28 protein-coding genes are annotated in these 26,064 nt (G+C 59.1%); 17 read left to right on the top strand and 11 right to left on the bottom strand.

The genetic code is table 11. From position 1 onward, the window contains the following. Window positions 1-52 precede the first annotated feature (52 nt). The 9 genes from PMI30_RS19850 to trpE all read left to right on the top strand — a co-directional run bounded on the left by PMI30_RS19850 (window position 53) and on the right by trpE (window position 10,039). The gene (locus PMI30_RS19850; RefSeq protein WP_177318838.1) at window positions 53-694 is read left to right on the top strand and encodes a response regulator; all 642 of its coding nucleotides are present in this window, start codon (window positions 53-55) and stop codon (window positions 692-694) included. Window positions 695-1,030: 336 nt separating this feature from the next. Next, the gene (locus tag PMI30_RS19845; protein ID WP_007904290.1) at window positions 1,031-2,155 is read left to right on the top strand and encodes an ABC transporter ATP-binding protein; all 1,125 of its coding nucleotides are present in this window, start codon (window positions 1,031-1,033) and stop codon (window positions 2,153-2,155) included. 49 nt (window positions 2,156-2,204) lie between these two features. After that, entirely contained in the window at window positions 2,205-3,248 is a 1,044-nt protein-coding gene (locus PMI30_RS19840) for an ABC transporter substrate-binding protein (RefSeq protein ID WP_008008327.1), read from the top strand. 206 nt (window positions 3,249-3,454) lie between these two features. Then, window positions 3,455-4,702, top strand: a complete 1,248-nt coding sequence (locus PMI30_RS19835; protein WP_008008329.1) for an ABC transporter permease — start codon at window positions 3,455-3,457, stop codon at window positions 4,700-4,702. A 12-nt stretch (window positions 4,703-4,714) separates the two neighbouring features. Further along, the gene (locus PMI30_RS19830; protein WP_008008331.1) at window positions 4,715-5,539 is read left to right on the top strand and encodes an ABC transporter permease; all 825 of its coding nucleotides are present in this window, start codon (window positions 4,715-4,717) and stop codon (window positions 5,537-5,539) included. A gap of 222 nt (window positions 5,540-5,761) precedes the next feature. After that, window positions 5,762-6,910 carry an iron-containing alcohol dehydrogenase gene (locus tag PMI30_RS19825; protein WP_008008334.1) on the top strand — a complete coding sequence of 383 codons (1,149 nt, stop codon included), beginning with the start codon at window positions 5,762-5,764 and terminating at the stop codon, window positions 6,908-6,910. Between the two features lie 86 nt (window positions 6,911-6,996). Continuing rightward, window positions 6,997-7,671, top strand: a complete 675-nt coding sequence (gene rpe, locus PMI30_RS19820; protein WP_008008336.1) for a ribulose-phosphate 3-epimerase — start codon at window positions 6,997-6,999, stop codon at window positions 7,669-7,671. Further along, on the top strand, window positions 7,668-8,486 hold the full coding sequence (locus tag PMI30_RS19815) for a phosphoglycolate phosphatase (RefSeq protein WP_007906890.1): 819 nt from the start codon (window positions 7,668-7,670) through the stop codon (window positions 8,484-8,486). The genes rpe and PMI30_RS19815 overlap by 4 nt, the downstream gene beginning before the upstream one ends. Before the next feature lie 71 nt (window positions 8,487-8,557). Continuing rightward, a complete protein-coding gene (trpE, locus tag PMI30_RS19810; protein ID WP_008008339.1) occupies window positions 8,558-10,039 on the top strand; it encodes an anthranilate synthase component I in 1,482 nt (493 codons plus the stop codon). 350 nt (window positions 10,040-10,389) lie between these two features. Here trpE and PMI30_RS31895 read toward each other — a convergent pair whose 3' ends face one another. Beyond that, a complete protein-coding gene (locus tag PMI30_RS31895; protein WP_274517724.1) occupies window positions 10,390-10,521 on the bottom strand; it encodes a hypothetical protein in 132 nt (43 codons plus the stop codon). Continuing rightward, window positions 10,518-10,826, bottom strand: a complete 309-nt coding sequence (locus PMI30_RS31425; protein WP_162130603.1) for a hypothetical protein — start codon at window positions 10,824-10,826, stop codon at window positions 10,518-10,520. Before PMI30_RS31425 ends, PMI30_RS31895 begins: the two co-directional genes overlap by 4 nt. A gap of 47 nt (window positions 10,827-10,873) precedes the next feature. On the opposite strand from PMI30_RS31425, the gene PMI30_RS19805 reads away from it, so the two are divergent. The 4 genes from PMI30_RS19805 to PMI30_RS19790 all read left to right on the top strand — a co-directional run bounded on the left by PMI30_RS19805 (window position 10,874) and on the right by PMI30_RS19790 (window position 14,206). Next, window positions 10,874-11,467, top strand: a complete 594-nt coding sequence (locus tag PMI30_RS19805; protein ID WP_007906885.1) for an aminodeoxychorismate/anthranilate synthase component II — start codon at window positions 10,874-10,876, stop codon at window positions 11,465-11,467. Window positions 11,468-11,476: 9 nt separating this feature from the next. Further along, window positions 11,477-12,526, top strand: a complete 1,050-nt coding sequence (gene trpD / locus PMI30_RS19800) for an anthranilate phosphoribosyltransferase (protein ID WP_007906883.1) — start codon at window positions 11,477-11,479, stop codon at window positions 12,524-12,526. Further along, window positions 12,523-13,359 carry an indole-3-glycerol phosphate synthase TrpC gene (trpC, locus tag PMI30_RS19795; protein WP_008008340.1) on the top strand — a complete coding sequence of 279 codons (837 nt, stop codon included), beginning with the start codon at window positions 12,523-12,525 and terminating at the stop codon, window positions 13,357-13,359. Before trpD ends, trpC begins: the two co-directional genes overlap by 4 nt. 145 nt (window positions 13,360-13,504) lie before the next feature. Beyond that, on the top strand, window positions 13,505-14,206 hold the full coding sequence (locus tag PMI30_RS19790; protein WP_008008343.1) for a lipoate--protein ligase family protein: 702 nt from the start codon (window positions 13,505-13,507) through the stop codon (window positions 14,204-14,206). A gap of 24 nt (window positions 14,207-14,230) precedes the next feature. On the opposite strand, the gene crp is transcribed toward PMI30_RS19790, so the two are convergent. Further along, on the bottom strand, window positions 14,231-14,875 hold the full coding sequence (gene crp / locus PMI30_RS19785; protein ID WP_007941656.1) for a cAMP-activated global transcriptional regulator CRP: 645 nt from the start codon (window positions 14,873-14,875) through the stop codon (window positions 14,231-14,233). A gap of 249 nt (window positions 14,876-15,124) precedes the next feature. Between crp and PMI30_RS19780 the strand changes: the two genes are divergently transcribed. Next, window positions 15,125-15,547 carry an OsmC family protein gene (locus PMI30_RS19780; protein WP_007941657.1) on the top strand — a complete coding sequence of 141 codons (423 nt, stop codon included), beginning with the start codon at window positions 15,125-15,127 and terminating at the stop codon, window positions 15,545-15,547. A gap of 195 nt (window positions 15,548-15,742) precedes the next feature. Here the strand turns inward: PMI30_RS19780 and coq7 are convergent, their stop codons facing one another. The 6 genes from coq7 to hemJ form a co-directional block, all read right to left on the bottom strand. Continuing rightward, the gene (gene coq7, locus PMI30_RS19775) at window positions 15,743-16,390 is read right to left on the bottom strand and encodes a 2-polyprenyl-3-methyl-6-methoxy-1,4-benzoquinone monooxygenase (RefSeq protein WP_008008345.1); all 648 of its coding nucleotides are present in this window, start codon (window positions 16,388-16,390) and stop codon (window positions 15,743-15,745) included. Window positions 16,391-16,576: 186 nt separating this feature from the next. Continuing rightward, complete coding sequence (locus PMI30_RS19770; RefSeq protein WP_007906873.1) at window positions 16,577-16,915, bottom strand: histidine triad nucleotide-binding protein; 339 nt, start codon at window positions 16,913-16,915, stop codon at window positions 16,577-16,579. A gap of 81 nt (window positions 16,916-16,996) precedes the next feature. Then, window positions 16,997-17,785 carry an SDR family NAD(P)-dependent oxidoreductase gene (locus tag PMI30_RS19765; RefSeq protein WP_032835131.1) on the bottom strand — a complete coding sequence of 263 codons (789 nt, stop codon included), beginning with the start codon at window positions 17,783-17,785 and terminating at the stop codon, window positions 16,997-16,999. A 62-nt stretch (window positions 17,786-17,847) separates the two neighbouring features. Further along, window positions 17,848-18,825, bottom strand: a complete 978-nt coding sequence (locus PMI30_RS19760) for a DUF805 domain-containing protein (protein WP_008008349.1) — start codon at window positions 18,823-18,825, stop codon at window positions 17,848-17,850. Between the two features lie 93 nt (window positions 18,826-18,918). Further along, complete coding sequence (locus tag PMI30_RS19755) at window positions 18,919-19,887, bottom strand: NAD(P)H-dependent flavin oxidoreductase (protein WP_008008351.1); 969 nt, start codon at window positions 19,885-19,887, stop codon at window positions 18,919-18,921. Between the two features lie 33 nt (window positions 19,888-19,920). Next, on the bottom strand, window positions 19,921-20,352 hold the full coding sequence (hemJ, locus tag PMI30_RS19750; RefSeq protein ID WP_007906869.1) for a protoporphyrinogen oxidase HemJ: 432 nt from the start codon (window positions 20,350-20,352) through the stop codon (window positions 19,921-19,923). A gap of 135 nt (window positions 20,353-20,487) precedes the next feature. On the opposite strand from hemJ, the gene argC reads away from it, so the two are divergent. Together argC and erpA are read left to right on the top strand one after the other, a co-directional pair. Then, window positions 20,488-21,522 carry an N-acetyl-gamma-glutamyl-phosphate reductase gene (gene argC / locus PMI30_RS19745; protein ID WP_008008353.1) on the top strand — a complete coding sequence of 345 codons (1,035 nt, stop codon included), beginning with the start codon at window positions 20,488-20,490 and terminating at the stop codon, window positions 21,520-21,522. Window positions 21,523-21,689: 167 nt separating this feature from the next. After that, window positions 21,690-22,040 (top strand): iron-sulfur cluster insertion protein ErpA, encoded by a 351-nt coding sequence (gene erpA / locus PMI30_RS19740; protein WP_007906865.1) that lies wholly within the window; start codon window positions 21,690-21,692, stop codon window positions 22,038-22,040. Between the two features lie 75 nt (window positions 22,041-22,115). Here erpA and PMI30_RS19735 read toward each other — a convergent pair whose 3' ends face one another. Further along, the gene (locus PMI30_RS19735) at window positions 22,116-23,207 is read right to left on the bottom strand and encodes an anhydro-N-acetylmuramic acid kinase (RefSeq protein WP_008008354.1); all 1,092 of its coding nucleotides are present in this window, start codon (window positions 23,205-23,207) and stop codon (window positions 22,116-22,118) included. A gap of 3 nt (window positions 23,208-23,210) precedes the next feature. Continuing rightward, the gene (locus PMI30_RS19730) at window positions 23,211-24,626 is read right to left on the bottom strand and encodes a peptidoglycan DD-metalloendopeptidase family protein (RefSeq protein ID WP_008008356.1); all 1,416 of its coding nucleotides are present in this window, start codon (window positions 24,624-24,626) and stop codon (window positions 23,211-23,213) included. A 210-nt stretch (window positions 24,627-24,836) separates the two neighbouring features. On the opposite strand from PMI30_RS19730, the gene tyrS reads away from it, so the two are divergent. Further along, window positions 24,837-26,036, top strand: coding sequence for a tyrosine--tRNA ligase (gene tyrS / locus PMI30_RS19725; RefSeq protein ID WP_008008359.1), 1,200 nt, complete (start codon window positions 24,837-24,839; stop codon window positions 26,034-26,036). The last annotated feature ends 28 nt before the right edge of the window (window positions 26,037-26,064 follow it).

Here is a 26,064-nt window from a genome sequence, read left to right on the forward strand (position 1 = left end):
CACTGTGGGAGCGGGCTTGCTCGCGAATGATCCTGGCTCTGACATAAGAAGAATGGAGAAGAACGTGATCCGTGTACTGGTAGCCGAAGACCACACCATCGTTCGCGAAGGCATCAAGCAATTGATCGGTCTGGCCAAGGACTTGCTGGTGGTAGGGGAGGCGAGCAATGGTGAACAGTTACTCGAGGCCTTGCGCCATGTTCCCTGCGAAGTGGTGTTGCTGGATATCTCCATGCCCGGGGTCAACGGCCTGGAAGCGATTCCGCGGATTCGCGCCTTGAACAATCCCCCGGCGATTCTGGTGTTGTCGATGCATGACGAAGCGCAAATGGCCGCTCGGGCGTTGAAGGTTGGCGCCGCAGGCTATGCGACCAAGGACAGCGATCCGGCATTGCTGCTGACGGCAATCCGCAAAGTCGCGGCGGGAGGGCGATACATCGACCCGGACCTGGCCGACCGTATGGTCTTTGAAGTCGGCCTGACTGATTCGCGGCCGTTGCACTCGTTGCTGTCGGAGCGTGAATTCTCGGTGTTCGAACGCCTGGCCCAAGGCGCCAACGTCAACGACATCGCCCAACAACTGGCCCTCAGCAGCAAAACCATCAGCACCCACAAAGCGCGACTGATGCAGAAACTCAACATCACCTCCCTGGCCGAACTGGTGAAGTACGCGATGGAGCACAAGCTCCTCTGATTCTGAACGCGATCCCCCGTAGGCGCGAGGCTTGCCCGCGAAGCTTTTAGCGCACTTGAGGACGCCTTCGCGGGCAAGCCTCGCTCCTACGGGATCGTTGTGGCATGTCCATTTACGACATGCACACAAAGCCGCTTTTGCCGGTTCTTATGGCTTGCAGCTTACCGCCTGTCGCTATCGCAAATCGACATATCCATCCCCGCCATCCTTGTAGGGCAATCCCTACCCACAATCTTCCATCCGGCTGAGGCGATTCTCTCCTGCGCCCCGATTTGCGCCGCTCCCAGCGTCCACTAGGCTTAGTCCACAGCAGTCATCAATAACAAAGGTGTGGGTATGAGCCAGGTCGATTCAAGCGCAGGGGCCAATGACATTCTGGTCAGCTTTCGTGGAGTGCAAAAGAGCTACGACGGCGAGAACCTGATCGTCAAAGACCTCAACCTGGATATTCGCAAAGGCGAATTCCTCACCTTGCTCGGGCCGTCCGGCTCCGGCAAGACCACCAGTCTGATGATGCTCGCCGGTTTCGAAACGCCGACCGCCGGCGAGATTCAACTGGCCGGGCGCTCCATCAACAACGTGCCGCCGCATAAACGCGACATTGGCATGGTGTTCCAGAACTATGCATTGTTTCCGCACATGACCGTGGCCGAGAACCTGGCGTTCCCGCTGACTGTGCGCGGCTTGAACAAAAGCGACGTCAGTGACCGGGTCAAACGTGTTTTGAGCATGGTTCAGCTCGACACCTTCGCCCAGCGCTATCCGGCACAACTGTCCGGCGGCCAGCAACAGCGTGTGGCTTTGGCCCGCGCCCTGGTGTTCGAACCGCAACTGGTGCTGATGGACGAACCCCTCGGCGCACTGGACAAACAACTGCGCGAACACATGCAGATGGAAATCAAACACCTGCACCAGCGTCTCGGCGTAACCGTGGTCTACGTGACCCACGACCAGGGCGAAGCCCTGACCATGTCCGACCGCGTCGCTGTGTTCCATCAGGGCGAAATCCAGCAGATCGCGCCACCGCGCACACTCTACGAAGAGCCGAAAAATACCTTCGTCGCCAACTTCATCGGCGAGAACAACCGCCTCAACGGCCGCTTGCACAGCCATACCGGCGACCGCTGCGTGGTCGAGTTGGGTCGCGGTGAAAAGGTCGAAGCGCTCGCAGTCAACGTCGGCAAGACCGGCGAACCCGTCACGCTGTCGATTCGCCCGGAGCGCGTGAGCCTCAATGGTTCGAGCGAGTCCTGCGTCAACCGCTTCTCAGGGAGGGTGGCGGAATTCATCTATCTGGGCGACCACGTCCGGGTTCGCCTGGAAGTCTGCGGCAAGACCGACTTCTTCGTGAAACAACCGATTGCCGAGCTCGATCCCGCGCTCGCTGTCGGCGATGTGGTACCGCTTGGCTGGCAGGTCGAACACGTTCGCGCGCTCGACCCACTTTTAGAGGCGCATTGATCGCCCCCTGCTTCACCAACACCAACCCTGCACGTGGAGAGAACAATAAATGTTGAGATCCCTGAAATTCACCGCTTTGGTCATGGGTATGATCGGTGCGGCACACGCGATGGCGGCGGGCCCGGACCTGACCGTGGTGTCCTTTGGCGGGGCGAACAAGGCCGCGCAGGTAAAAGCCTTTTACGCACCGTGGGAAGCGGCGGGCAACGGCAAGATCGTTGCCGGCGAATACAACGGTGAGATGGCCAAGGTCAAAGCCATGGTCGACACCAAGAGCGTGTCCTGGGACCTGGTGGAAGTTGAATCGCCAGAACTGTCCCGTGGTTGCGACGAGGACATGTTCGAGCAGCTTGATCCGAAGTTGTTCGGCAAGACCGAAGACTACGTCAAGGGTGCCATCCAGCCATGCGGCGTGGGCTTCTTCGTGTGGTCGACCGTGTTGGCCTACAACGCTGACAAGCTGGCATCCGCACCGACCAGTTGGGTCGATTTCTGGGACACCAAGAAATTCCCGGGCAAACGTGGCCTGCGTAAAGGCGCCAAGTACACCCTGGAATTCGCACTGATGGCTGACGGCGTTGCGCCGAAAGACGTCTACAAAGTACTGGCCGGCAAGGATGGTCAGGACCGTGCGTTCAAGAAACTCGATGAGCTCAAACCAAGCATCCAGTGGTGGGAAGCCGGCGCGCAACCGCCGCAATATCTCGCGTCCGGTGACGTGGTCATGAGCTCGGCCTACAACGGTCGGATCGCGGCGGTACAGAAAGAAAGCAACCTGAAAGTGGTGTGGAACGGCGGTATCTACGACTTCGACGCATGGGCGATTCCAAAAGGTCTGGATAAATCCCGTGCTGAAGCGGCGAAGAAATTCATCGCGTTCTCGGTAGCTCCGCAGCAGCAGAAGACCTACTCGGAAAACATCGCCTATGGCCCGGCCAACACCCAAGCCGTGCCGTTGCTGTCCAAGGATGTCCTGAAAGACATGCCGACCACCCCGGAAAACATCGCCAACCAGGTGCAGATCGACGTCAGCTTCTGGGCTGACAACGGCGAGCAACTGGAACAGCGCTTCAATTCCTGGGCTGCCAAGTAAGACCACCCCGTGGGCTTACCCACTCTTGTAGGAGCGAGGCTTGCCCGCGAAGACGTCAGCACATTCAACATCAATGTTGACTGACACAGCGCCTTCGCGGGCAAGCCTCTCTCCTACAGGGGTGATGCGTAGTTATCAAGAACAGAGGTGGCCTTGCGGTCACGGAATGCCGCCTCTGTAACGATCAAAGATTTCCGGAGTACGCCATGGCCACCGCCATTCCCCTGAACGCGGGCACCGACCCCACCTTGAAGCAGCGGCTCAAGCACGCCGAGCGGATCAACCGCTGGAAAGCACAAGCCTTGATCGCGCCGTTGGTGCTGTTTCTGTTGCTGGTGTTCCTGGTGCCGATCGTGGCGCTGCTCTACAAAAGCGTCGGTAACCCGGAAGTGGTCGGCGCCATGCCACGCACCGTGGCGGCCATCGCCAGTTGGGACGGCCGAGGCCTGCCGGCAGAGCCTGTGTACAAGGCCGCCAGCGAAGACCTTGCCGAAGCCCGCAAGAATCAGACCTTGGGCGACTTGTCCAAGCGCTTGAACATGGAGTTGGCCGGCTACCGCAGCCTGTTGACCAAAACCGCACGCGCCTTGCCGTTCGCCACTGAGCCGGCTTCTTATAAAGAAGCGCTGGAAGGCCTCGACGAGCGCTGGGGTGATCCGGCCTATTGGCAAGTCGTGCGCCGCAACACCAGTGGCGTCACACCTTATTACCTGCTGGCCGCCGTCGACCACCGTATCGACGACCTCGGCGAAGTGGCCCCGGCCACTCCCGATCAGGCGATCTACCTCGATATCTTTGCCCGGACCTTCTGGATGGGCCTGATCATCACCGTGATCTGCCTGGTGCTGGCCTATCCGTTGGCTTACCTGCTGGCGAACCTGCCATCGCGGCAAAGCAACCTGTTGATGATTCTGGTGCTGTTGCCGTTCTGGACCTCGATTCTGGTGCGGGTCGCCGCGTGGATCGTGTTGCTGCAATCGGGCGGTTTGATCAACAGCGGCCTGATGGCCATGGGCATTATCGATAAGCCGTTGGAGCTGGTGTTCAACCGCACCGGGGTCTACATCTCGATGGTGCACATTCTGCTGCCGTTCATGATTCTGCCGATCTACAGCGTGATGAAAGGCATCTCACCGACCTACATGCGCGCGGCGATTTCCCTCGGCTGCCACCCGTTCGCCAGTTTCTGGCGGGTGTATTTCCCGCAAACCTATGCCGGTGTCGGCGCCGGTTGCCTGTTGGTGTTCATCCTCGCCATCGGCTACTACATCACCCCGGCGTTGCTGGGCAGCCCGAACGATCAGATGGTCAGCTATTTCGTCGCCTTCTACACCAACACCAGCATCAACTGGGGCATGGCGACCGCGCTCGGTGGGCTGTTGCTGCTGGCGACGGTGGTGCTTTATCTGATTTACAGCTGGCTGGTGGGCGCCAGTCGCCTGCGCTTGAGCTAAGGGGAGAATGAAATGCTGAGTCCTTATATGTCGCCCATCGAACGGGTGTGGTTCTACAGCTTGCGGATTCTCTGCGGCTTGATTTTGTTGTTCCTGATCTTGCCGGTGCTGGTGATCATTCCGCTGTCGTTCAACTCGGGGAGTTTTCTGGTCTATCCGCTGCAAGGCTTCTCACTGCACTGGTACCAGGACTTCTTTGCTTCGGCGGAATGGATGCGTTCGTTGAAGAACAGCATGATTGTGGCTCCGGCGGCGACCGTGCTGGCGATGATCTTCGGTACGCTGGCAGCGATCGGCCTGACCCGGGGCGATTTCCCGGGCAAACCGCTGGTGATGGCGCTGGTGATTTCGCCGATGGTGGTGCCGGTTGTGATCATTGGTGTGGCCAGTTACCTGACCTTTGCCCCACTGGGATTTGGCAACAGCTATACCTCGCTGATCGTCGTGCACGCCGTCCTGGGTGTGCCGTTTGTGATCATCACGGTATCGGCGACGTTGCAGGGGTTTAACCAGAACCTGGTACGGGCCGCTGCAAGCCTGGGAGCTTCGCCGCTGACTGCGTTTCGTCGGGTGACCTTGCCGTTGATTGCACCGGGCGTGATTTCCGGTGCGCTGTTTGCCTTTGCCACCTCATTCGATGAAGTGGTGGTGACGCTGTTCCTCGCTGGTCCTGAGCAAGCGACATTGCCTCGGCAGATGTTCAGCGGCATCCGCGAAAACCTCAGCCCGACGATTGCCGCTGCCGCGACGCTGCTGATTGCGTTCTCGGTGGTCCTGTTGCTGACGCTGGAATGGCTGCGTGGGCGCAGCGAAAAACTGCGCACCGCGCAGGTATAAAGCAGCACCCCGCTCAACCTGTGGGAGCGAGCCTGCTCGCGATAGCGGATCGACATTCAACATTGATGTCGACTGACACTGCGCTATCGCGAGCAGGCTCGCTCCCACAAGTGTTTTGTGTGGTTTTCGGGATCGGCGGTCATTCACCAACTTAATAGCAGACAAACCCCAATCCCCAGCTACTATTGTGCCCAGCTCCCCTATCTATAAGAGGCTGCGCACATGAGTCTTTCCTCTTTCAAAATCGCTCACAAACTGATCACCGGCGCAGGTGCCATCGAGCAACTGGCCGCTGAACTCACACGCCTGGATGTCGACAACCCGTTGATCGTCACCGACGCCTTACTGGTCAAGTCCGGTACGGTAGAGCTGGCGCTGGCGCAGCTGGGCGAGCGCAGTTACGAGATTTTCGACCGGGTGTTGCCGGATCCGGAAATCGCCATCGTCGAAGATTGCATGCGGGTTTACCGTGAAGGCGGGCATGACGGGCTGATCGGCCTCGGTGGCGGCAGTGCCATCGACATCGCCAAGAGTGTTGCAGCCTATGCCGGTTACCACGGCGCGCTGGAGGATTTGTTCGGCATCGATCAGGTGCCGCGCAAAGGCCCGCCGCTGATCGCCATCCCGACCACCGCCGGCACCGGTTCGGAAGTGACCAACGTGGCCATTCTCTCCGACAAGGTTGCGCAGCTGAAGAAGGGCATTATCAGTGATTACCTGTTGCCGGACGTGGCGCTGGTCAGCCCGCAAATGACCCTGACCTGCCCGCGCAGTGTCACCGCTGCCAGTGGCGTCGATGCGCTGGTGCACGCCATCGAGTCCTACCTGTCGCTCAATGCCTCGCCAATCACCGATGCCCTGGCCATTGGCGCGATCAAGCTGATTACCCAGGCGCTGCCCAAGGCTTACGCCAATCCATCCCACCTGCAAGCCCGCGAAGACATGGCCACCGCCAGCCTGATGGCCGGCATGGCGTTCGGCAATGCCGGGGTCGGCGCAGTGCATGCGTTGGCGTATCCGCTGGGTGGGCGTTTCAACATTGCCCATGGCGTCAGTAATGCCTTGCTGCTGCCGTATGTCATGACCTGGAACAAGATGGCTTGCGTGGAGCGCATGCAGGATATTGCCGAGGCCATGGGGGTGAAGACTGCTCATCTGAGCGCCAATGAAGCGGCGGACAAAGCCGTGGAGGCGATGACCGAGCTGTGCGCCGCGGTGGAAATCCCGCTGGGCCTGCGCAGTTTCGGGGTGCCCGAGGATGCGATTCCGGCCATGGCTGTGGAAGCCGCCGGTATCGAGCGCCTGATGCGCAATAATCCGCGCAAGCTGAGCGCCATCGATATCGAGAAGATCTACCGAGCAGCCTATTAGAGCCCAATCATCGCAGCACGGTGCGCGCGTCAAAGCATGAGGTATACAATGCGCGCCATCGTGATTCTGCTCAAAAAAGGTGCGTCATGCAGCCCTTCGTCATTGCTCCGTCGATTCTCTCCGCCGACTTCGCCCGCCTGGGCGAGGAAGTGGACAACGTCCTGGCCGCCGGTGCCGACTTCGTGCACTTCGATGTCATGGACAACCACTACGTGCCAAACCTGACCATCGGCCCGATGGTTTGCTCCGCGCTGCGCAAGTACGGCGTGACCGCGCCGATCGACGCGCACTTGATGGTCAGCCCGGTGGACCGCATCGTCGGTGACTTCATCGAAGCCGGTGCGACCTACATTACTTTTCACCCGGAAGCCACGCAGCACGTCGATCGTTCCCTGCAACTGATCCGCGAAGGTGGCTGCAAGGCCGGCCTGGTGTTCAACCCGGCGACCCCGCTGGACGTGCTCAAGTACGTCATGGACAAGGTCGACATGATCCTCCTGATGAGCGTCAACCCAGGCTTCGGCGGGCAGAAGTTCATTCCCGGCACGCTCGACAAACTGCGTGAAGCGCGGGCACTGATCGATGCCTCCGGTCGTGATATCCGCCTGGAAATCGACGGTGGGGTGAACGTGAACAATATTCGCGAAATCGCTGCTGCTGGCGCCGACACCTTCGTGGCCGGTTCGGCGATCTTCAATGCGCCGAACTATCAGGAAGTGATTGAAAAAATGCGCTCCGAACTGGCGCTGGCTCGCCCATGAGTGGTTTCGAGCAGCTGTTCCCCGGGCGTCTGCCGCGGCTGGTGATGTTCGATCTGGATGGCACGCTGGTCGATTCGGTCCCTGATCTCGCGGCGGCTGTGGATAACATGCTGCTCAAACTCGGGCGTCAACCTGCCGGTATCGAACCGGTGCGCGAGTGGGTTGGCAACGGCGTGCATATGCTGGTGCGCCGGGCGTTGGCCAACCACATCGACGGCGAGGGTGTCGATGAGGTCGAGGCCGAGCATGCCCTGGAATTGTTCAATGGCTTTTATGAGGACGGTCACGAACTGACGGTGGTTTACCCCGGCGTGCGTGACACCCTCAAGTGGCTGAGCAAACAAGGCGTCGAAATGGCGCTGATCACCAATAAACCGGAGCGCTTCGTCGCGCCGCTGCTGGATCAGATGAAGATCGGCCGTTACTTCAAATGGATCATCGGTGGCGACACCCTGCCGAATAAGAAGCCTGACCCGGCCGCGCTGTTTTTCGTGATGAAAATGGCCAACATTCCGGCGTCGCAATCGTTGTTCGTCGGCGACTCGCGCAGCGATGTGCTGGCGGCGAAAGCGGCGGGGGTCAAATGCGTAGCCCTCAGTTATGGCTATAACCACGGTCGGCCGATTGCCGAAGAATCGCCGGCGCTGGTGATCGATGATCTGCGCAAACTAATTCCCGGTTGCCTGGATCCGGCCGCTGAGATAACGTTGCCCGACGCTGTTCAATCCCCTCCTGGAAACGCCATCGTGGTGGTCACTCGCAAACTCTGGATGAAAGTCATCAAGGCCCTGGCCCGCTGGCGTTGGCGCGCCTGACTTGTTCCTGGCCGGCGTACCGGCGCGTTTGCATACCTGACCGTTAGACCCTCAAGCCACGAGGCTACCCCATGATCCGCGAAGAATTCCTGCGTTTGGCCGCTGCCGGCTACAACCGCATCCCGCTTGCCTGCGAAACCCTGGCCGACTTCGACACGCCGCTGTCGATCTACCTGAAGCTGGCCGACGAGCCGAACTCCTATCTGCTGGAGTCGGTGCAGGGCGGTGAGAAATGGGGCCGTTATTCGATCATCGGCCTGCCGTGCCGCACCGTGCTGCGGGTTCACGATCACCACGTCAGCGTGACCCACGACGGCGTCGAGATCGAAAGCCACGACGTTGAAGACCCATTGGCCTTCGTCGAAGCCTTCAAGGCGCGCTACAACGTGCCGACCATCGCTGGTCTGCCGCGCTTCAATGGTGGTCTGGTGGGCTACTTCGGTTACGACTGCGTGCGCTATGTGGAGAAGCGTTTGGGCAAGTGCCCGAACCCGGATCCACTGGGCGTACCGGACATTCTGCTGATGGTGTCCGATGCGGTGGTGGTGTTCGACAACCTCGCCGGCAAAATGCACGCGATCGTCCTGGCCGATCCGTCGCAGGAAGACGCCTTCGAGCAAGGTCAGGCGCGTCTGCAAACGCTGCTGGAACAACTCCGTCAGCCAATCACTCCGCGCCGAGGCCTGGACTTCAGCAAACAGCAATCGGCTGATCCGGTGTTCCGCTCGAGCTTCACCCAGAACGATTACGAAAAAGCCGTCGACACCATCAAGGAATACATCCTGGCCGGTGACTGCATGCAGGTTGTGCCGTCCCAGCGCATGTCGATCGACTTCAAGGCTGCGCCTATCGACCTGTACCGGGCGCTGCGCTGCTTCAACCCTACGCCTTACATGTATTTCTTCAACTTCGGCGACTTCCACGTCGTCGGCAGTTCGCCGGAAGTACTGGTGCGGGTCGAAGACAACCTGATCACCGTGCGCCCGATTGCCGGCACCCGTCCGCGAGGCGCCAACGAAGAGGCTGACGTGGCGCTGGAAAAAGACCTGCTGTCGGACGACAAGGAAATCGCCGAGCACTTGATGCTGATCGATCTGGGCCGCAACGATACTGGTCGCGTCTCGGAAATCGGTTCGGTGAAACTCACCGAGAAGATGGTGATCGAGCGTTACTCCAACGTGATGCACATCGTGTCCAACGTTACCGGCCAATTGAAGGCCGGGCTGACGGCGATGGATGCACTGCGGGCGATCCTGCCGGCCGGCACCTTGTCTGGCGCGCCGAAGATTCGCGCGATGGAAATCATCGACGAGCTGGAACCGGTCAAGCGTGGCGTCTACGGCGGCGCGGTGGGTTACTTCGCCTGGAACGGCAACATGGACACCGCGATTGCAATCCGCACCGCAGTGATCAAGAACGGCGAACTGCACGTGCAGGCGGGTGGCGGCATCGTTGCTGATTCGGTGCCGGCCCTGGAATGGGAAGAAACCCTGAACAAGCGCCGCGCCATGTTCCGCGCGGTGGCCCTGGCCGAGCAAACCCCGGACGCCTGAGCTCACGCAAAACCTGTGGGAGCAGGCTGTTGTAGCGAGGGAGCTTCTGTGGCGAGGGGGCTTGCCCCCGTTGGGTCGCGAAGCGGCCCCCTGCATTCTTTCCTTTCAGGCTGATCAAGTCGCCTGGATTTGCGACTGTTGCGCAGCCGAACGGGGGCAAGCCCCTCTCCACAATAAGTGCTCACCATAAAAAACGCGGCGCCTCTAAGGGCACCGCGTTTTTTGTGCCTGCCATCCCCATATAGGAGCTGCCGAAGGCTGCGATCTTTTGATCTTGCACTTCGGCCGTTCCCAATCCCGCCCAAAGATCGCAGGTTGCGCCAGCTCCTCCACAAACCGCCTGCACAGGGTCAGAAGTCCAGCGTCACCCCAACGTTGATGCCCTGCTGGGGAAAGTCATCATCCTTGCGGAACGTGTAACCGCCACGCAACGCCAGGTCGGCGGTCAACTTGTGGCTGACCCCCAGGCTCACGTGGTTCAAGTGAGGCTGTTGCCGTTCGGCGCGAACCCGTCGATTGTTTCACGCGCTTCGATCGCCCCATATTGCACGCTCTGCCCAGCTAAGTTACTGTGCCAAGACGTATAAATGAGACCTTCCCCGTGTTGATCGTCAGCAAACTTCTGGATCAAGTCATCAAGGCACACGCCCGTTGGCGTTGGCGCGCCTGAATCCTTCTGCCGGCCCGGCCGGATCTTTACCGCTTTGCCTTCTTTACCCGCAAGACAAACCGCTTTGCAGCGCGACTCCAGCGACTGACAAAGTGCAGGACGTTGCGGGTAAATCATTCGAAGGCTGTATTCAAAGTCAGTAAATTCAAGAGGTTCTTAACGCCATGTTGCTGATGATCGATAACTACGACTCTTTTACTTACAACGTTGTGCAATACCTCGGTGAGCTCGGCTCCCAGGTCAAAGTCGTGCGCAACGATGAGCTCACCATTGCCGAAATCGAAGCCCTCAACCCTGAGCGCATTGTCGTGTCGCCCGGTCCTTGCACCCCGACCGAAGCCGGTATTTCCATCGAAGCGATCAAGCACTTCGCCGGCAAGCTGCCGATTCTCGGCGTTTGCCTGGGTCATCAGTCCATCGGCCAAGCCTTTGGTGGCGATGTGGTCCGTGCCCGTCAAGTCATGCACGGCAAGACCAGCCCGGTATTCCACGAGGACAAGGGCGTATTCGAAGGTCTGAATCGCCCGCTGACGGTCACCCGTTACCACTCGCTGATCGTCAAGCGCGAAACCCTGCCCGATTGTTTGGAGCTGACTGCCTGGACCCAGCTCGAAGACGGCTCGGTCGACGAGATCATGGGCCTGCGCCACAAGACGCTGAACATCGAAGGTGTGCAATTTCACCCTGAGTCTATCCTCACCGAACAGGGCCACGAGCTGTTCGCCAACTTTCTCAAACAAACCGGCGGCACGCGCTAAGGACTTTCCATGGATATCAAGACAGCCCTGAGCCGTATCGTCGGCCACCTCGACCTCAGTACCGATGAGATGCGCGATGTCATGCGCGAAATCATGACCGGGCAATGCACTGATGCGCAGATCGGCGCGTTCATGATGGCCATGCGCATGAAGAGCGAAAGCATCGATGAGATCGTCGGTGCCGTGACGGCGATGCGTGAGTTGGCGGACAAGGTTGAACTCAATACCCTCGACGGCGTGGTCGATGTGGTCGGCACCGGTGGCGACGGTGCGAACATTTTCAACGTTTCCACCGCGTCGTCGTTCGTGGTCGCGGCGGCCGGTTGCACGGTGGCCAAGCACGGTAACCGTGCAGTGTCGGGCAAAAGCGGCAGCGCCGACTTGCTGGAGGCCGCGGGTATCTACCTGAACCTGACGCCGGTTCAGGTGGCACGCTGCATCGACAATGTCGGTATCGGTTTCATGTTTGCCCAAACCCACCACAGTGCCATGAAGCACGCCGCCGGCCCGCGCCGCGAGCTGGGCTTGCGCACGCTGTTCAACATGCTCGGCCCGCTTACGAATCCGGCCGGTGTGAAACATCAGGTGGTGGGTGTGTTCAGCCAGGCGTTGTGCCGGCCATTGGCCGAAGTTTTGCAACGTCTGGGCAGCAAACACGTGCTGGTGGTGCATTCGAAGGATGGCCTGGACGAGTTCAGTCTGGCGGCTCCGACCTTTGTGGCGGAATTGAAGAATGACCAGATCACCGAGTATTGGGTCGAACCCGAAGACCTGGGGATGAAGAGCCAGAGCCTGCACGGTCTGGCGGTGGAAAGCCCGGCGGCCTCCCTTGAGCTGATTCGCGATGCCTTGGGCAAGCGCAAGACCGAGAACGGTCAGAAAGCCGCCGAGATGATCGTGCTCAATGCCGGTGCCGCGTTGTACGCCGCCGACCATGCCAGCAGTTTGAAAGAAGGCGTTGCCCTGGCGCACGATGCGCTGCACACAGGCCTCGCTCGGGAAAAACTTGAGGAGTTGGGTGCATTTACCGCGGTATTCAAAGTGGAGAATGAGGGATGAGTGTACCGACGGTTCTGGAAAATATTCTGGCCCGCAAAGTCCAGGAAGTCGCCGAGCGTAGCGCCCGTGTGAGCCTGGCGGAGCTGGAAAACCTGGCCAAGGCGGCCGATGCACCCCGTGGTTTTGCCAAGGCGTTGATTGCGCAGGCCAAACTCAAGCAGCCGGCAGTCATTGCGGAAATCAAGAAAGCCTCGCCGAGCAAAGGCGTGATTCGCGAGAACTTCGTTCCCGCCGACATCGCCAAAAGTTACGAAAAGGGCGGGGCCACTTGCCTGTCGGTGCTCACCGATATCGATTACTTCCAGGGCGCCGATGCGTATCTGCAACAGGCCCGGGCGGCGTGCAAGTTACCGGTGATCCGCAAGGACTTCATGATCGATCCTTACCAGATCGTCGAATCCCGCGCATTGGGTGCTGACTGCGTGCTGTTGATCGTCTCCGCACTGGACGACGTGAAGATGGCCGAACTGGCGGCAGTGGCCAAAAGTGTCGGTCTTGATGTGCTGGTGGAAGTCCACGATGGCGACGAGCTGGAGCGGGCCTTGAAAACCCTCGACACACCGCTGGTGGGTGTGAACAACCGCAACCTGCACACCTTCGACGTCAATCTGGAAACTACCCTCGACCTGTTGCCGCGTATTCCGCGCGATCGTCTGGTGATCACTGAAAGTGGCATTCTTAACCGGGCCGATGTCGAACTGATGGAAATCAGCGATGTGTATGCGTTCCTGGTCGGCGAAGCGTTCATGCGCGCCGAAAGTCCGGGTATGGAATTGCAGCGCCTGTTCTTTCCCGAGCGTGGCATTCCAGTGAGTGGTTCTACGCTCGACTGATTACACGCAGACCGAGTCGACCCCATCGCGAGCAGGCTCGCTCCCACAAGAGATCTACTAACATCAGAGATCCAATGTGGGAGCGAGCCTGCTCGCGATGGCGGCATAAGTAGCACCATAGGCTTCATGTCCAACGGAATACCTTATGACCTCTCCAACCCCTCTGACCATCGAAGCCGGCTTGCTCGCCGAGCAGGATCTGTTGGCCCATGTGTGCACCGGTGAGGCGGAGTTTGGTCTGCTGTTCTGGCAACCCACTGACCGCGCATTGGTCATGCCCCGCCGCTTGAATCGTCTGCCACAGTTTGAGGCGGCGTGCGAAGTCTCCGCCGCCGCGGGCTGGCCGGTGCTGCTGCGTGAAACCGGCGGTGAGCCAGTGCCGCAATCGGCATCGACCATCAACATCGCTCTGGTTTATGCCCCTCCGCGCAGTGAAGGCGATCTGAACCGCATTGAAACCGGCTACCGGCGTCTGTGCGATCCGATCTGTCAGTTACTGGATGAGCTGGGCGGCACTTCGTCTTTGGGCGAAATTGAGGGCGCGTTCTGTGACGGCCGTTTCAACGTCAACCTCGATGGTCGAAAGATGGTCGGCACCGCCCAGCGTTGGCGCCAGAGCAAGGGCGGTCAGCGTCCGGTCGGCCTGGTGCACGGGGCGATGTTGATCGATGACGAGCGAGAGTCGATGGTCGCGGCGGTCAATCGCTTTAACGAAGCCTGTGGCCTGGAGCAGCGGGTTCGCGCTGAAAGCCACATCGCCCTGCATGAAAAGTTTGCCGCTCCTGAGGCACTGGAACGGCTCGATGCGCTATACCGACAGTTGCTGGCAGACATGCTCGGAGCTTAAATGCTCGAAGCTTGGTTTTCGAGCTTAGCGCGTGCCGAAGACCACCATGGTCTTGCCTTTGACGTCGACCAGGTTGCGCTCCTCCAGATCCTTGAGCACGCGGCCGACCATCTCACGGGAACAACCGACAATCCGGCCGATTTCCTGACGGGTCACCTTGATCTGCATGCCGTCCGGGTGGGTCATGGCGTCTGGTTGCTTGCACAGCTCCAGCAGGCAGCGCGCAACGCGACCGGTCACGTCGAAGAACGCGAGGTCGCCGACCTTGCGCGTGGTATTGCGCAGGCGCTGTGCGATTTGTCCGCTGAGCACGTAAAGAATGTCTGGATCTTGTTGGGACAGCTCGCGGAATTTCGCGTAGCTGATTTCCGCGACTTCGCATTCGACTTTGGCGCGCACCCAGGCGCTGCGTTCCTGTTCCAGCCCCGCTTGTTCAAACAGGCCCAGTTCGCCGAAAAAGTCGCCGGAGTTGAGGTAGGCAATGATCATTTCACGGCCGTCGTCATCCTCAATCAGGATGGTCACCGAACCTTTGATGATGAAAAACAGCGTGTCCGAGCGGTCGCCGGCACAAATGATGTTGCTCTTGGCGGCATAACGACGGCGTTGGCAGTGCATCAACAGTTTGTCGAGGTTCTTGATTTTGGGTGTGGGGGTAATAGCAACCATGGTTGTATCCCGAAAAGACTGCACGGTATGTTTGTTTTTTTGTAGGAGCTGGCGAGGCCTGCGATCCTTTTACTCGCTGCAAAGCTGGCTATACGCCATTGATTTGGCGTCAGCTTAACAGACGCATTCCTTCAAGATTCGAGAATTTGCCTACGACGCAGATGGTTATGTCCTAGGAAGGCGAAGTGCTGCCAATCAAGGGCCCTGTGCTAAGCTGGCGACCCTTTTTTAGACAGTGGAGTCTTGGCGATGAAGGCACGCATCCAATGGGCTGGCGAAGCCATGTTCCTCGGCGAATCCGGCAGCGGTCATGTCGTGGTCATGGACGGTCCGCCCGATGCTGGCGGTCGTAACCTGGGTGTCCGGCCGATGGAAATGCTCCTGCTGGGTGTCGGCGGCTGCAGCAATTTCGATGTGGTCAGCATCCTCAAGAAGTCCCGTCAGGCCGTCGAAAGCTGCGAAGCGTTCCTCGAAGCCGAGCGTGCGACCGAAGACCCGAAGGTTTTCACCAAAATCCACATGCACTTCGTGGTCAAGGGCCGCGGGCTGAAAGAAGCTCAGGTCAAGCGCGCCATCGAGCTGTCGGCCGAGAAGTATTGCTCGGCCTCGATCATGCTCGGCGCGGCCGGCGTGGCGATTACCCACGACTACGAAATCATCGAACTCGGTTGAATCGACATTCAACTATCGTAAAGGCAGTGCAGACTCGGGTGATGTAAATTTTCTACCCGCGCAACATGCCGAACTAAGAGTTCCGAGTACAAAAAAAGGCGACTACATTGGGTAGTCGCCTTTTTTATTGCCGAAACGCGGTCTCTGGTGGGAGCGGGCTTGCCCGCGATGGGGACGTCGCGGGCGCTGCAATACTTAGATCCGATACGTACTCTTGGTCATCACCTTGGCCAACAGACTCATACCGAACTTCACCGGCGCAGGAAAACGGAACCCCCCGGCATCCAGCGCGCTTTCGGCATGGTGTTCCTCATCAATGCGCATCTGCTCCAGGATCGCTCGGGATTTTTCGTCCTCGGCAGGCAGTTGCTCAAGGTGTTCGTTCAGGTGTTTGCAGACCTGATGCTCGGTGGCAGCAACGAAACCCAGGCTGACTTTGTCGCTGATCAATCCGGCGACCGCGCCAATCCCGAACGACATACCGTAGAACAGCGGATTGAGGATGCTGGTGTGGCTGCCCAACTGATGAATGCGCTGTTCGCACCAGACCAGATGGTCGATTTCTTCTTCGGCGGCGTGCTCCATGGCGGCGCGCACTTTCGGCAGCTTGGCGGTCAGGGCCTGACCTTGATACAGCGCCTGGGCGCAGACTTCGCCAGTATGGTTGATGCGCATCAAACCAGCGACGTGTCGGGTGTCCTCGTCGCTCATTTGCGCATCCGGCTGCACGATGGCCGGCGACGGACGGTAGGGCTGACCACTGAAGGGCAGCAAAGTACGCATCGCGGCGTCGGCTTGCAGCAGAAGACGGTCAATTGGCGAGTAGTGACGTTGGGTAGTCATGCTGACCTCCGGGAAGAATCTCGGCGGCCAGTTTAACCCAATCGGCCCGGGGGCGGGTTTGCGTTGGGTCATTTCCGGTGGGCGCGATACCAATTCTGTAGGAGCGAGGCTTGCCCGCGAAGGCGTCCTCAAGTGCGCTAAAAGCTTCGCGGGCAAGCCTCGCTCCTACAGGGGGCGGTTGATGGATCAGCCCGGCGGCCAGTGCATCTGGCGCTGACCCAGCACGTGCATATGAATGTGATAGACGGTCTGCCCGCCCAATTCATTGCAGTTCATGACCACCCGGAAACCTTCTTCACAGCCCAATTCCAGGGCCAGGCGCTGGGCCGTGAACAGAATATGTCCGGCCAAAGCCTTGTCGTCCTCGGTGAGGTCGTTAAGGGTACGCACCGGTTTCTTCGGGACAACCAGGAAATGCACGGGGGCCTGTGGCGCGATGTCGTGGAAGGCCAGTACCTGGTCGTCCTCGTAAATGATCTTCGCCGGGATTTCCCGGTTGATGATCTTGGTGAACAGAGTATCCACAGCTGTTTTCTCCGTTGTTTGGGCTGGCCTGAGTGTAACCATGGGTTATGTCAGAGCCCAGTCTTTTGCCTTGAGGATTGATCAGCGCGGGCAATAGGCTTTGTTGACCATGCCCGCGATTGTCCGGGTCAGCCAGCGTGAGCCGAGCCGCGGCAGGAACGCGAACCAGCGATTCAGGCGACCGGGGATAATAATGGCGCGATTTTTCGCCAGCGCTCGCACGGTATAGAGCGCGACTTCTTCTGGACTCATCAGCAGTTTGCTCTCGACCAGTTTGTCGGTGTCCAGTTGCGCGGTGCGGAAAAACGCCGTGCGGGTCGGGCCAGGGCACAGCACCGACACCTTGACCGCGCATTTTTTCAGTTCGACGCGTAAACCTTCGGAAAAATGCAGTACGTAAGCCTTGCTGGCGTAGTAAGTGCTCATCCAGGGACCGGGATGGAACGCCGCGACCGAGGCGACGTTCAGAATCTGCCCGCCGCCCTGCAAGGCCATGCTGTTGCCGATGGCATGACACAAGCGAGTGAGGGCCAGGATGTTCACTTCGATCAAATCCTGCTCGGTCATCCAGTCCTGGGCCAGGAATGGGCCGCAGGTACCGATGCCGGCACAGTTGACCAGCAAATCTATCTGCCTGTCGCCTTCCTCCAGCTCCAGCAAAAAACCGGACAGTCTCAGCGGCTCGCCCAGGTCGCAGGCGCGAAACAGCACCTCCACACCAAAACGTTGAGTCAGTTCAATCGCAATACTTTCCAGCTGATCACGCTGTCGGGCCACCAGAATCAGGCTGCGGCCGCGCCGGGCCAGCGCTTCGGCCATCGCCAGGCCGATGCCGCTGGAAGCGCCAGTGATCAGAGCGTAACGGGTCATGCAGTTCTCCATCGCAACAGCTCCGCGCCGGCGACGCAGGTGTCACGGGCGGGGAGCGCTGTTCATTCTTTCGCAGAGTCTACAGGGGCCTCGGCTGCTTCGGCTGCATCATCGGATGAATTTGGCGCTTGTTCGGCCTCATCGGCCGGCTCGACTTCAACTTCGTCGGTGATCATCGAGCTGCTTTGATAGGTGCTCTCGGTGGCGCTTTCATACTCATCCTGGATCGCAGTAAGGCCGCCAGTCAGCCCGCCGACGAACATGATCGCGATAAACACCAGCCACAGCGAAGCCAGCACCCTGACCGCGTTGCTGTTGGGCGGTGGTGGTGCGCCATATCGGTTGGCCGTGTTGTTACCCGGCACGATCATTATTACAAACGGAAAAACGCTGCCCACGACCGGCACAAGGTTCAGCAGCCAGAGCCAGCCGGACCAGCCGATATCGTGCAGGCGCTGCACGCTGAACTGGATGCTGATGAAGGCGAGCACCACGACCAGGATAAAGGCCAGCAGGCCAGCGAGAATCAAGCCGGCAGTCGAGTCCGTGCTAATGAGCGCGAAGCCGAAAATAGCCAACACGGAGCCAACGCCAAGCGTCACCAGCGTAAGAGCCATCGTCCAGGCCAGAAAGCGCAAGCGCCCGATGCGGCCAACGAAACTGAATGCCTTGAGTGCAGAAAACTCCGGCAGTGTTTCGCCGACTGAGGCACGGGGCGGTGCATAGGGAGAATCGGGATCTGCCGTGACAGGTTGGCTGTTGGCAGGGGCGTGTTCGTGAACGTCGGACAGGTTCAGCTCGATCGAGGGTTCTGTTTCGATTCGGGCATCGATGCCGGTTTTCGTCAGCGCCTGAAGGTAAGTCTGCGCATCGGCGTGTGACAGGTCGCGCTTGAGTGCAACCGTCCGGCCACTGAACAGGCGCTCGATGGCCGCAACATCGCTTTTGAACAGCTCGGCGAGATTGAGCTTCGCGGTGGTGGCGTCAACACCTGGCTGCAGAGCGCCATCGAAGACGATCTTGAAACGGTTTTCGCTCATGGCCGAGGCATCCTTGTCGCGAGAGTTTGTAATAGACGGAGTTGCGAATATGGAGTGTAGGGCCAGCCGGATTGGGCAGGCCAAGTTTTTCTGTCAGCGCGGCCAGCGCTTGGGCAACGCCGCCGCCAGTTCCAGCGCCTTGCGGTACTCGGTGTCGAGACGTGCGACCAGTTGATCGACACTCGGCAGGTCATCGATTTCTCCGACGCCCTGGCCTGCGGACCACACGGTTTTCCAGGCTTTGGCTTCATCGCTCAATGGCTTGAGCTTGGAGCCGAAGTTCACCTCGCCCTTGCCTTGCAGGGCTGCCATGTCGAAACCGGCGGCCTCCAGGCTCCGACGCATGAAGCTTGCCGGTACCCCCGACACCGCTGGAGTATGGACGATGTCTGCGGCTCTGGAAGTCAGGAGCATCTCCTTATACGCGTCAGGCGCATGACTTTCAGTGGTACCGATAAATCGCGTACCGAAGTAGGCAAGATCCGCACCGAGCAATTGCGCGGCAAGAATTTCATGGCCATGGTTCAGGCAGCCGGCCAGCAACAGGGTCTTGTCGAAAAACTGTCGAATCTCGGCGATCAGCGAAAACGGGCTCCAGGTCCCGGCGTGACCACCGGCGCCCGCAGCCACGGCGATCAAACCGTCCACGCCGGCCTCGGCGGCTTTTTCTGCGTGGCGACGGGTCGTCACGTCATGAAACACCAGGCCGCCATAGCTGTGCACGGCATCGACCAGTTCTTTCACGGCACCGAGGCTTGTGATCACGATCGGTACTTTGTGCTCGATACAGATCGCCAGATCCGCCTGCAATCGCGGGTTGCTGTTGTGGACGATCAGGTTTACCGCATAAGGCGCGGGGTTTTCCAGTTCCGCCAGGCCTGCTTCGATTTCTTCCAGCCAGGCCTTGAAACCGCTGCTCTCGCGCTGGTTCAGCGCAGGAAAGCTGCCGACTACGCCATTACGGCAGCAGGCGAGCACCAGTTCAGGGTTGGAAATCAGGAACATCGGCGCCGCCACCACGGGCAGACGCAAGCGTTGTTCGAGCAAAGCGGGCAGCGACATTGGAAGTACCCCGGGTGAATGATGCTTGTTGGATTAAAACGGCCGAACGACGACCAGAATTACGATAGCCAGCAATATCAGAACCGGCACTTCATTGAACCAGCGATAAAAGACATGGCTGCGGGTGTTTTCGCCACGGGCAAAACGTTTTACCTGTGCGCCGCACATGTGGTGGTAGCCGATCAGGATCACCACCAGGGTCAATTTGGCATGCATCCATGCACCCTGGGTGAAGTAGGCGCTGGGGTTGAGACTGATCAGCCAGATGCCGAACACCAGGGTGGCGATCATCGCCGGGCCCATGATGCCCCGGTACAGCTTGCGCTCCATGATACTGAAGCGTTCCTTGCTGACGGTGTCTTCGCTTTGGGCGTGATAGACGAACAGGCGCGGCAGGTAAAACAGGCCGGCAAACCAGCAGACCATGCTGACGATATGAAGCGCTTTGAGCCACAGATAAAGCATTTTTAGTTATTCCCAGGTTCACGGTAGCCCGAATAGTAGAGGCTTGAGCCGCCGCACGTCACCTTGGCGGTTGTCGCAGGGCCGCGCGGCCCCTATTATCGACGGCTTTCCAGTGGGTTCGTTGAGGGCAGGTTTATGGTCAAGGTCGGTATCGTCGGCGGCACGGGTTACACCGGTGTCGAACTGCTGCGTTTGTTGGCACAGCATCCGCAAGCTGAAGTGGTAGTGATCACTTCCCGATCCGAGGCCGGCCTGGCCGTGGCCGACATGTACCCGAACCTGCGAGGCCATTACGACGGCCTGGCTTTCAGCGTTCCGGATATCAAGACCCTCGGGGCCTGCGACGTGGTGTTCTTCGCCACGCCGCACGGTGTCGCCCATGCCCTGGCGGGTGAGTTGTTGGCTGCCGGGACCAAGGTGATCGACCTGTCGGCAGACTTCCGTCTGCAAGACGCCGATGAGTGGGCCAAATGGTACGGTCAGCCGCACGGCGCGCCGGAACTGTTGGAGGAGGCGGTTTACGGCTTGCCGGAAGTCAATCGTGAGCAAATCAAACAGGCGCGCCTGATCGCTGTGCCGGGTTGCTACCCGACTGCCACGCAATTGGGGTTCCTGCCTTTGCTCGAAGCGGGTCTGGCGGATACTTCGCGCTTGATCGCAGACTGCAAATCCGGCGTCAGCGGTGCCGGTCGTGGCGCTTCTGTAGGTTCGCTGTACTCCGAGACGTCGGAAAGCATGAAGGCTTACGCCGTCAAAGGGCACCGTCACTTGCCGGAAATCCGCCAGGGCCTGCGTCGCGCAGCGGGCAAGGACGTGGGGCTGACCTTCGTTCCGCACCTGACGCCGATGATTCGCGGCATTCACTCGACGCTCTACGCGACTGTCGTGGATCGCTCGGTGGATCTGCAAGCGTTGTTCGAAAAGCGCTATGCCAACGAACCGTTCGTCGACGTGATGCCTGCCGGCAGCCATCCGGAAACCCGCAGCGTGCGTGGTGCCAACGTTTGCCGTATTGCCGTGCACCGTCCGCAGGATGGTGATCTGGTGGTGGTGTTGTCGGTGATCGATAACCTGGTCAAAGGCGCGTCGGGTCAGGCGGTGCAGAACCTGAATATCCTGTTCGGCCTGGATGAGCGCTTGGGCCTGTCCCATGCGGGCATGCTGCCGTAAGGCTTATCCCACTCAGCAAAAAGGCCCGTCGAACGGGCCTTTTTGCATTTTGGTCTGACAATTGGGTTGATTGATATACCGTAACAATAGTTGACCGATTTTCTGGGAGAAGCGGATAATGCGCGTCATCACGCATTATGGCGGCGTAACGCCGGGAGATAGTCAGCATGAGCGTCGAATCCTTCACCCCCACGGCTTTGCAATTCACCCACGGTGCCGCGCACAAGGTGAAGAGCCTGGTCGATGAAGAGGGGAATGATCGCTTGAAGCTGCGCGTATTCGTTACGGGCGGCGGTTGTTCAGGGTTTCAATACGGCTTCACCTTCGATGAAGAAGTGGCCGATGACGACACCATCGTCGAGCGCGAAGGCGTCAGCCTGGTGGTCGATCCGATGAGCTTCCAGTACCTGGCAGGTGCCGAAGTGGATTACCAGGAAGGTCTGGAAGGTTCGCGTTTCGTGATCAAGAACCCGAACGCTACCACCACGTGTGGTTGCGGCTCTTCGTTCTCGATCTGATCGCACCCTCACCGCATTACCAGGCGCCGCAGGGTCTCAGGACTTTGCGGCGTTTTGCTGTCTGGGGTTTCAGGCTCAGGCGGGGTAGATGGCGCCGAGTACGCGCAGGCCGCGGGCACCGGTGACACTCGGACGGTTGGCCGCGATACCTTCCAGGCAGCAATGGGCCAGCCAGGCGAAGGCCATGGCTTCGACCCAGTCCGGGTCTACACCATACGCAGCAGTGCTGCTGACTTTCGCGTTCGGCAACAGACTGGCCAGGCGCTTCATCAGCGTGGCGTTGTGCGCGCCGCCACCACAAACCAGCAGCTCCCGGGTATCCGATTGGGCGCTTTGCAATGACTCGACAATGGTCAGCGCAGTCAGCTCAAGCAGCGTGGCCTGTACGTCTTCGGCAGCGAAGCTCTGTAGCTGTGATAGATGCTGCATCAGCCACGGTAGATTGAACACCTCGCGGCCGGTGCTCTTCGGGCCTTGAGTCACAAAGAACGGATCACTGAGCAGCTCGTTCAACAGGACAGGTTCGACCTTGCCGCTGGCAGCCCAATGGCCGTCACGATCAAAGTTGTCGCCGCGTTGCTGGTGAATCCAGGCATCCAGCAGGACGTTCCCGGGGCCGCAGTCAAACCCGGCAACAGGCTTGCCGGGTTCGATCAGGCTGAGGTTGCTGAACCCGCCGACGTTCAATACCGCGCGGTTGCCAGGCCGTTCTTCAAACAGGGCTTCGTGAAAGGCTGGAACCAGTGGCGCGCCTTGTCCGCCAGCGGCTACATCGCGGCTGCGGAAATCGCTGACCACGGTGATGCCGGTCAGCTCGGTGAGTAAGGCAGGGTTGCCGATTTGCACCGTGAACCCGCGCGCCGGCTCGTGGCGAATGGTCTGGCCGTGGCTGCCAATCGCGCGAATGTCGTCGGGTTTCAGATTTTGTTGGTCGAGGAGGGTGTGAATGCCCTGTGCGGCCAGTTTCACCCAGTTCTGCTGGGCAATGGCAGAGCGGGCAATCTCGTCCGGGCCGCTGGCGCACAAGCCAAGCAGCTCGGCGCGCAGGGAATCAGGCATAGGGATGTAATGGGTGGCGATCAGCTTGATCGCCGGGGTTTGCTCGATCAACGCAATGTCCAGGCCGTCAAGGCTGGTCCCGGACATCACACCTATATAGAGCGCCATGGCTTAGCGTTTCGAAGCCAGCTGAGTGGTTTTCTCTTGATCCATACGCGCCATCAGCGGTTGGCTTTGCGCGAGGAAGCGTGAGCGTTCGGCTTTGGAGATCGGATCGGCCATCGCCACCTTCTGACCCAGCGGGTCGACGTGCACGCCATTGACCTGGAACTCGTAGTGCAAGTGCGGGCCGGTGGAGAGACCGGTGGTGCCGATGTAACCGATCACCTGACCTTGCTTGACGCTGCCGCCAGTCTTGATGCCTTTGGCGAAGCCCTGCATGTGGCCGTACAGCGTGCGGTAGGTATTACCGTGCTGGATGATCACGGTATTGCCGTAACCACCGCGACGACCCGCCAACAATACTTTGCCGTCACCGGCAGCCTTGATCGGCGTACCGCGTGGTGCGGCGTAATCGACACCTTTGTGGGCGCGGATCTTGTTCAGGATCGGGTGCTTGCGGCCCATGGAGAATTTCGAGCTGATGCGGGCGAAGTCTACCGGGGTACGGATAAACGCCTTGCGCATACTGTTGCCGTCAGCCGTGTAGTAGCTGCTGTTGCCTTGTTTGTTGGTGTAGCGCACCGCGGTGTAAGTCTTGCCGCGGTTGGTGAAGCGTGCGGAGAGGATCGGGCCGTTGCCGATTGCTTTGCCGTTGACGACCTTCTGTTCATAGATCACATCGAACTCGTCACCCTGGCGAATATCCTGGGCGAAGTCGACGTCATAGCCAAACACACTGGCCATATCCATGGTCAGGCTGTGGGACAAACCGGCTCGGGCGGCAGATTGCGACAGCGAACTGTTGATCACGCCATGAACGTAGGCGGAGCGAACAGTGGGCTTGGCGGTAATGCGGTTGAACGCATAACCCTTGTCGTTCTTGGTCAGGCTGATGCTTTCCATGTCGCTGACTTTGCTGTGCAAGTTGGTCAGCTGGCCATCCGGGCTAAGTTCGAACTCAAGCTTCTGCCCATGTTTGAGTTGGCTGAACTGCTTGGCCTGCTTGTCGCTGGCCAGTACTTCATGCACCGAAGTGGCCGGAAGGCCGACTTTCTCGAACAAAGTCGAGAGAGTGTCGCCTTTGCTGACAATCACTTCCCTGTGGCCTGGCGCCTTCTTTTCTTCGACGACTGGCGCGGGGGCGACCTGAGCGGTTTCCGGGGTGTCTTCGGCGCTGTTTTCAATCTGCGCGAAAGGGGAGGCTGCCGGCTCATTTGTGGCTTGGACGACGTCGGCGGCGTCTTGATCTTGTGTCAGTTGTTCTGCAGGGCTTTCCAGTTCAAGACTCAGGGTCGTCTTTTTGGCTTCAACATCACTGGAAGGGAATACCAGAAGCGCCAGGCTGAGAAGGGCGGCGATGCCACTTGCTGCGAGCAGGTGGGTCTTCGGGTAAAGCGGCGGCGCTTTAGACGGTTCTGTGGTCATAGGTAATTTTGACTTTGAAAAGATGAATTGGAAAAGATGAATGACATGATGAAGACGAAATAACTGTATAAAATATAACCAAATCATCTCTGAAGCAAGCCTGCGAACGCTCTGTCCGTGGATTGGCGTCCGTGCGCCGGGCAAAACTTGTATTTGGTGCGCGATCTTGTATGGTTGTTCCCCTTTGAATCTGAGCCTTGCGGGTCTGTTATGAAGTCGGTTGAAGAGCAGCTAGCGCTGATCAAACGTGGTGCAGAAGAACTGTTGGTCGAGTCCGAGCTGATCGAAAAGCTCAAGCGTGGCCAGCCACTGCGTATTAAGGCAGGCTTCGATCCGACCGCGCCGGATTTGCACCTGGGTCACACCGTGCTTATTAATAAGCTGCGCCAATTCCAGGAACTGGGTCACCAGGTAATCTTCCTTATAGGTGACTTCACCGGGATGATCGGTGATCCGAGTGGCAAGAGCGCGACACGTCCTCCGCTCACCCGTGAGCAGGTTCTCGAGAATGCCGAGACCTACAAGACTCAAGTCTTCAAGATTCTTGATCCAGCCAAGACCGAAGTGGCGTTCAACTCCACCTGGATGGATCAGATGGGGCCTGCCGACTTTATTCGCCTGACTTCGCAATACACCGTGGCTCGCATGCTCGAGCGCGACGATTTCGACAAGCGCTACACGACCAATCAGCCAATCGCCATTCACGAATTCCTCTATCCGCTGGTTCAGGGTTATGACTCGGTCGCTTTGCGTGCGGATGTCGAGCTGGGTGGTACCGATCAGAAGTTCAACCTTCTGATGGGGCGTGAGCTGCAACGTAGTTATGGTCAGGAGGCTCAATGCATTCTGACCATGCCATTGCTCGAAGGTCTGGATGGCGTGAAGAAGATGTCCAAGTCGCTGGGCAACTACGTCGGCATCCAGGAGGCGCCAGGTGTCATGTACGGCAAGCTGGTCTCTATTCCGGATGTGCTGATGTGGCGTTACTTCGAATTGCTCAGTTTCCGCTCCATGGAAGAGATCAATGCTTTTCGGGCTGACGTCGAAGCGGGCGCGAATCCACGTGACATCAAGATCAAGCTGGCCGAAGAGATCGTTGCGCGTTTCCATGGTGAAGAGGCAGCGGCCAATGCTCACCGTGCGGCGGGCAACCGTATGAAAGACGGTGAGCTGCCGGATGATCTGCCAGAGATCGAGCTGACTGCTGCCGAGGATATGCCGATTGCTGCTGTCCTTAATAAAGCGGGCCTGGTGAAGAACTCCGCAGTGGCGCGCGACCTTCTCGGTTCTGGTGGTGTGCGTATAGATGGTGAGGTTGTCGATCGCACCTTTATATACGTACTGGGCGCGACCCATGTTTGCCAGGCCGGGAAGAAGGCATTTGCGCGTATTACGCTCAAATCCGAATAAAGCTGGAATCAGGGGTTGACGGCAGATT

The organism is Pseudomonas sp. GM50, assembly GCF_000282375.1.
Lineage (GTDB): Bacteria > Pseudomonadota > Gammaproteobacteria > Pseudomonadales > Pseudomonadaceae > Aquipseudomonas.

What these genes read in the sequence shown, in the direction of transcription:
- PMI30_RS19850 (WP_177318838.1), top strand. Translation starts at nt 53, where the DNA reads ATGGAGAAGAACGTGATCCGTGTACTGGTAGCCGAAGACCACACCATC.
- PMI30_RS19845 (WP_007904290.1), top strand. Translation starts at nt 1,031, where the DNA reads ATGAGCCAGGTCGATTCAAGCGCAGGGGCCAATGACATTCTGGTCAGC.
- PMI30_RS19840 (WP_008008327.1), top strand. Translation starts at nt 2,205, where the DNA reads ATGTTGAGATCCCTGAAATTCACCGCTTTGGTCATGGGTATGATCGGT.
- PMI30_RS19835 (WP_008008329.1), top strand. Translation starts at nt 3,455, where the DNA reads ATGGCCACCGCCATTCCCCTGAACGCGGGCACCGACCCCACCTTGAAG.
- PMI30_RS19830 (WP_008008331.1), top strand. Translation starts at nt 4,715, where the DNA reads ATGCTGAGTCCTTATATGTCGCCCATCGAACGGGTGTGGTTCTACAGC.
- PMI30_RS19825 (WP_008008334.1), top strand. Translation starts at nt 5,762, where the DNA reads ATGAGTCTTTCCTCTTTCAAAATCGCTCACAAACTGATCACCGGCGCA.
- rpe (WP_008008336.1), top strand. Translation starts at nt 6,997, where the DNA reads ATGCAGCCCTTCGTCATTGCTCCGTCGATTCTCTCCGCCGACTTCGCC.
- PMI30_RS19815 (WP_007906890.1), top strand. Translation starts at nt 7,668, where the DNA reads ATGAGTGGTTTCGAGCAGCTGTTCCCCGGGCGTCTGCCGCGGCTGGTG.
- trpE (WP_008008339.1), top strand. Translation starts at nt 8,558, where the DNA reads ATGATCCGCGAAGAATTCCTGCGTTTGGCCGCTGCCGGCTACAACCGC.
- PMI30_RS31425 (WP_162130603.1), bottom strand. Translation starts at nt 10,826, where the DNA reads ATGATTTACCCGCAACGTCCTGCACTTTGTCAGTCGCTGGAGTCGCGC.
- PMI30_RS19805 (WP_007906885.1), top strand. Translation starts at nt 10,874, where the DNA reads ATGTTGCTGATGATCGATAACTACGACTCTTTTACTTACAACGTTGTG.
- trpD (WP_007906883.1), top strand. Translation starts at nt 11,477, where the DNA reads ATGGATATCAAGACAGCCCTGAGCCGTATCGTCGGCCACCTCGACCTC.
- trpC (WP_008008340.1), top strand. Translation starts at nt 12,523, where the DNA reads ATGAGTGTACCGACGGTTCTGGAAAATATTCTGGCCCGCAAAGTCCAG.
- PMI30_RS19790 (WP_008008343.1), top strand. Translation starts at nt 13,505, where the DNA reads ATGACCTCTCCAACCCCTCTGACCATCGAAGCCGGCTTGCTCGCCGAG.
- crp (WP_007941656.1), bottom strand. Translation starts at nt 14,875, where the DNA reads ATGGTTGCTATTACCCCCACACCCAAAATCAAGAACCTCGACAAACTG.
- PMI30_RS19780 (WP_007941657.1), top strand. Translation starts at nt 15,125, where the DNA reads ATGAAGGCACGCATCCAATGGGCTGGCGAAGCCATGTTCCTCGGCGAA.
- coq7 (WP_008008345.1), bottom strand. Translation starts at nt 16,390, where the DNA reads ATGACTACCCAACGTCACTACTCGCCAATTGACCGTCTTCTGCTGCAA.
- PMI30_RS19765 (WP_032835131.1), bottom strand. Translation starts at nt 17,785, where the DNA reads ATGACCCGTTACGCTCTGATCACTGGCGCTTCCAGCGGCATCGGCCTG.
- PMI30_RS19760 (WP_008008349.1), bottom strand. Translation starts at nt 18,825, where the DNA reads ATGAGCGAAAACCGTTTCAAGATCGTCTTCGATGGCGCTCTGCAGCCA.
- PMI30_RS19755 (WP_008008351.1), bottom strand. Translation starts at nt 19,887, where the DNA reads ATGTCGCTGCCCGCTTTGCTCGAACAACGCTTGCGTCTGCCCGTGGTG.
- hemJ (WP_007906869.1), bottom strand. Translation starts at nt 20,352, where the DNA reads ATGCTTTATCTGTGGCTCAAAGCGCTTCATATCGTCAGCATGGTCTGC.
- argC (WP_008008353.1), top strand. Translation starts at nt 20,488, where the DNA reads ATGGTCAAGGTCGGTATCGTCGGCGGCACGGGTTACACCGGTGTCGAA.
- erpA (WP_007906865.1), top strand. Translation starts at nt 21,690, where the DNA reads ATGAGCGTCGAATCCTTCACCCCCACGGCTTTGCAATTCACCCACGGT.
- PMI30_RS19735 (WP_008008354.1), bottom strand. Translation starts at nt 23,207, where the DNA reads ATGGCGCTCTATATAGGTGTGATGTCCGGGACCAGCCTTGACGGCCTG.
- PMI30_RS19730 (WP_008008356.1), bottom strand. Translation starts at nt 24,626, where the DNA reads ATGACCACAGAACCGTCTAAAGCGCCGCCGCTTTACCCGAAGACCCAC.
- tyrS (WP_008008359.1), top strand. Translation starts at nt 24,837, where the DNA reads ATGAAGTCGGTTGAAGAGCAGCTAGCGCTGATCAAACGTGGTGCAGAA.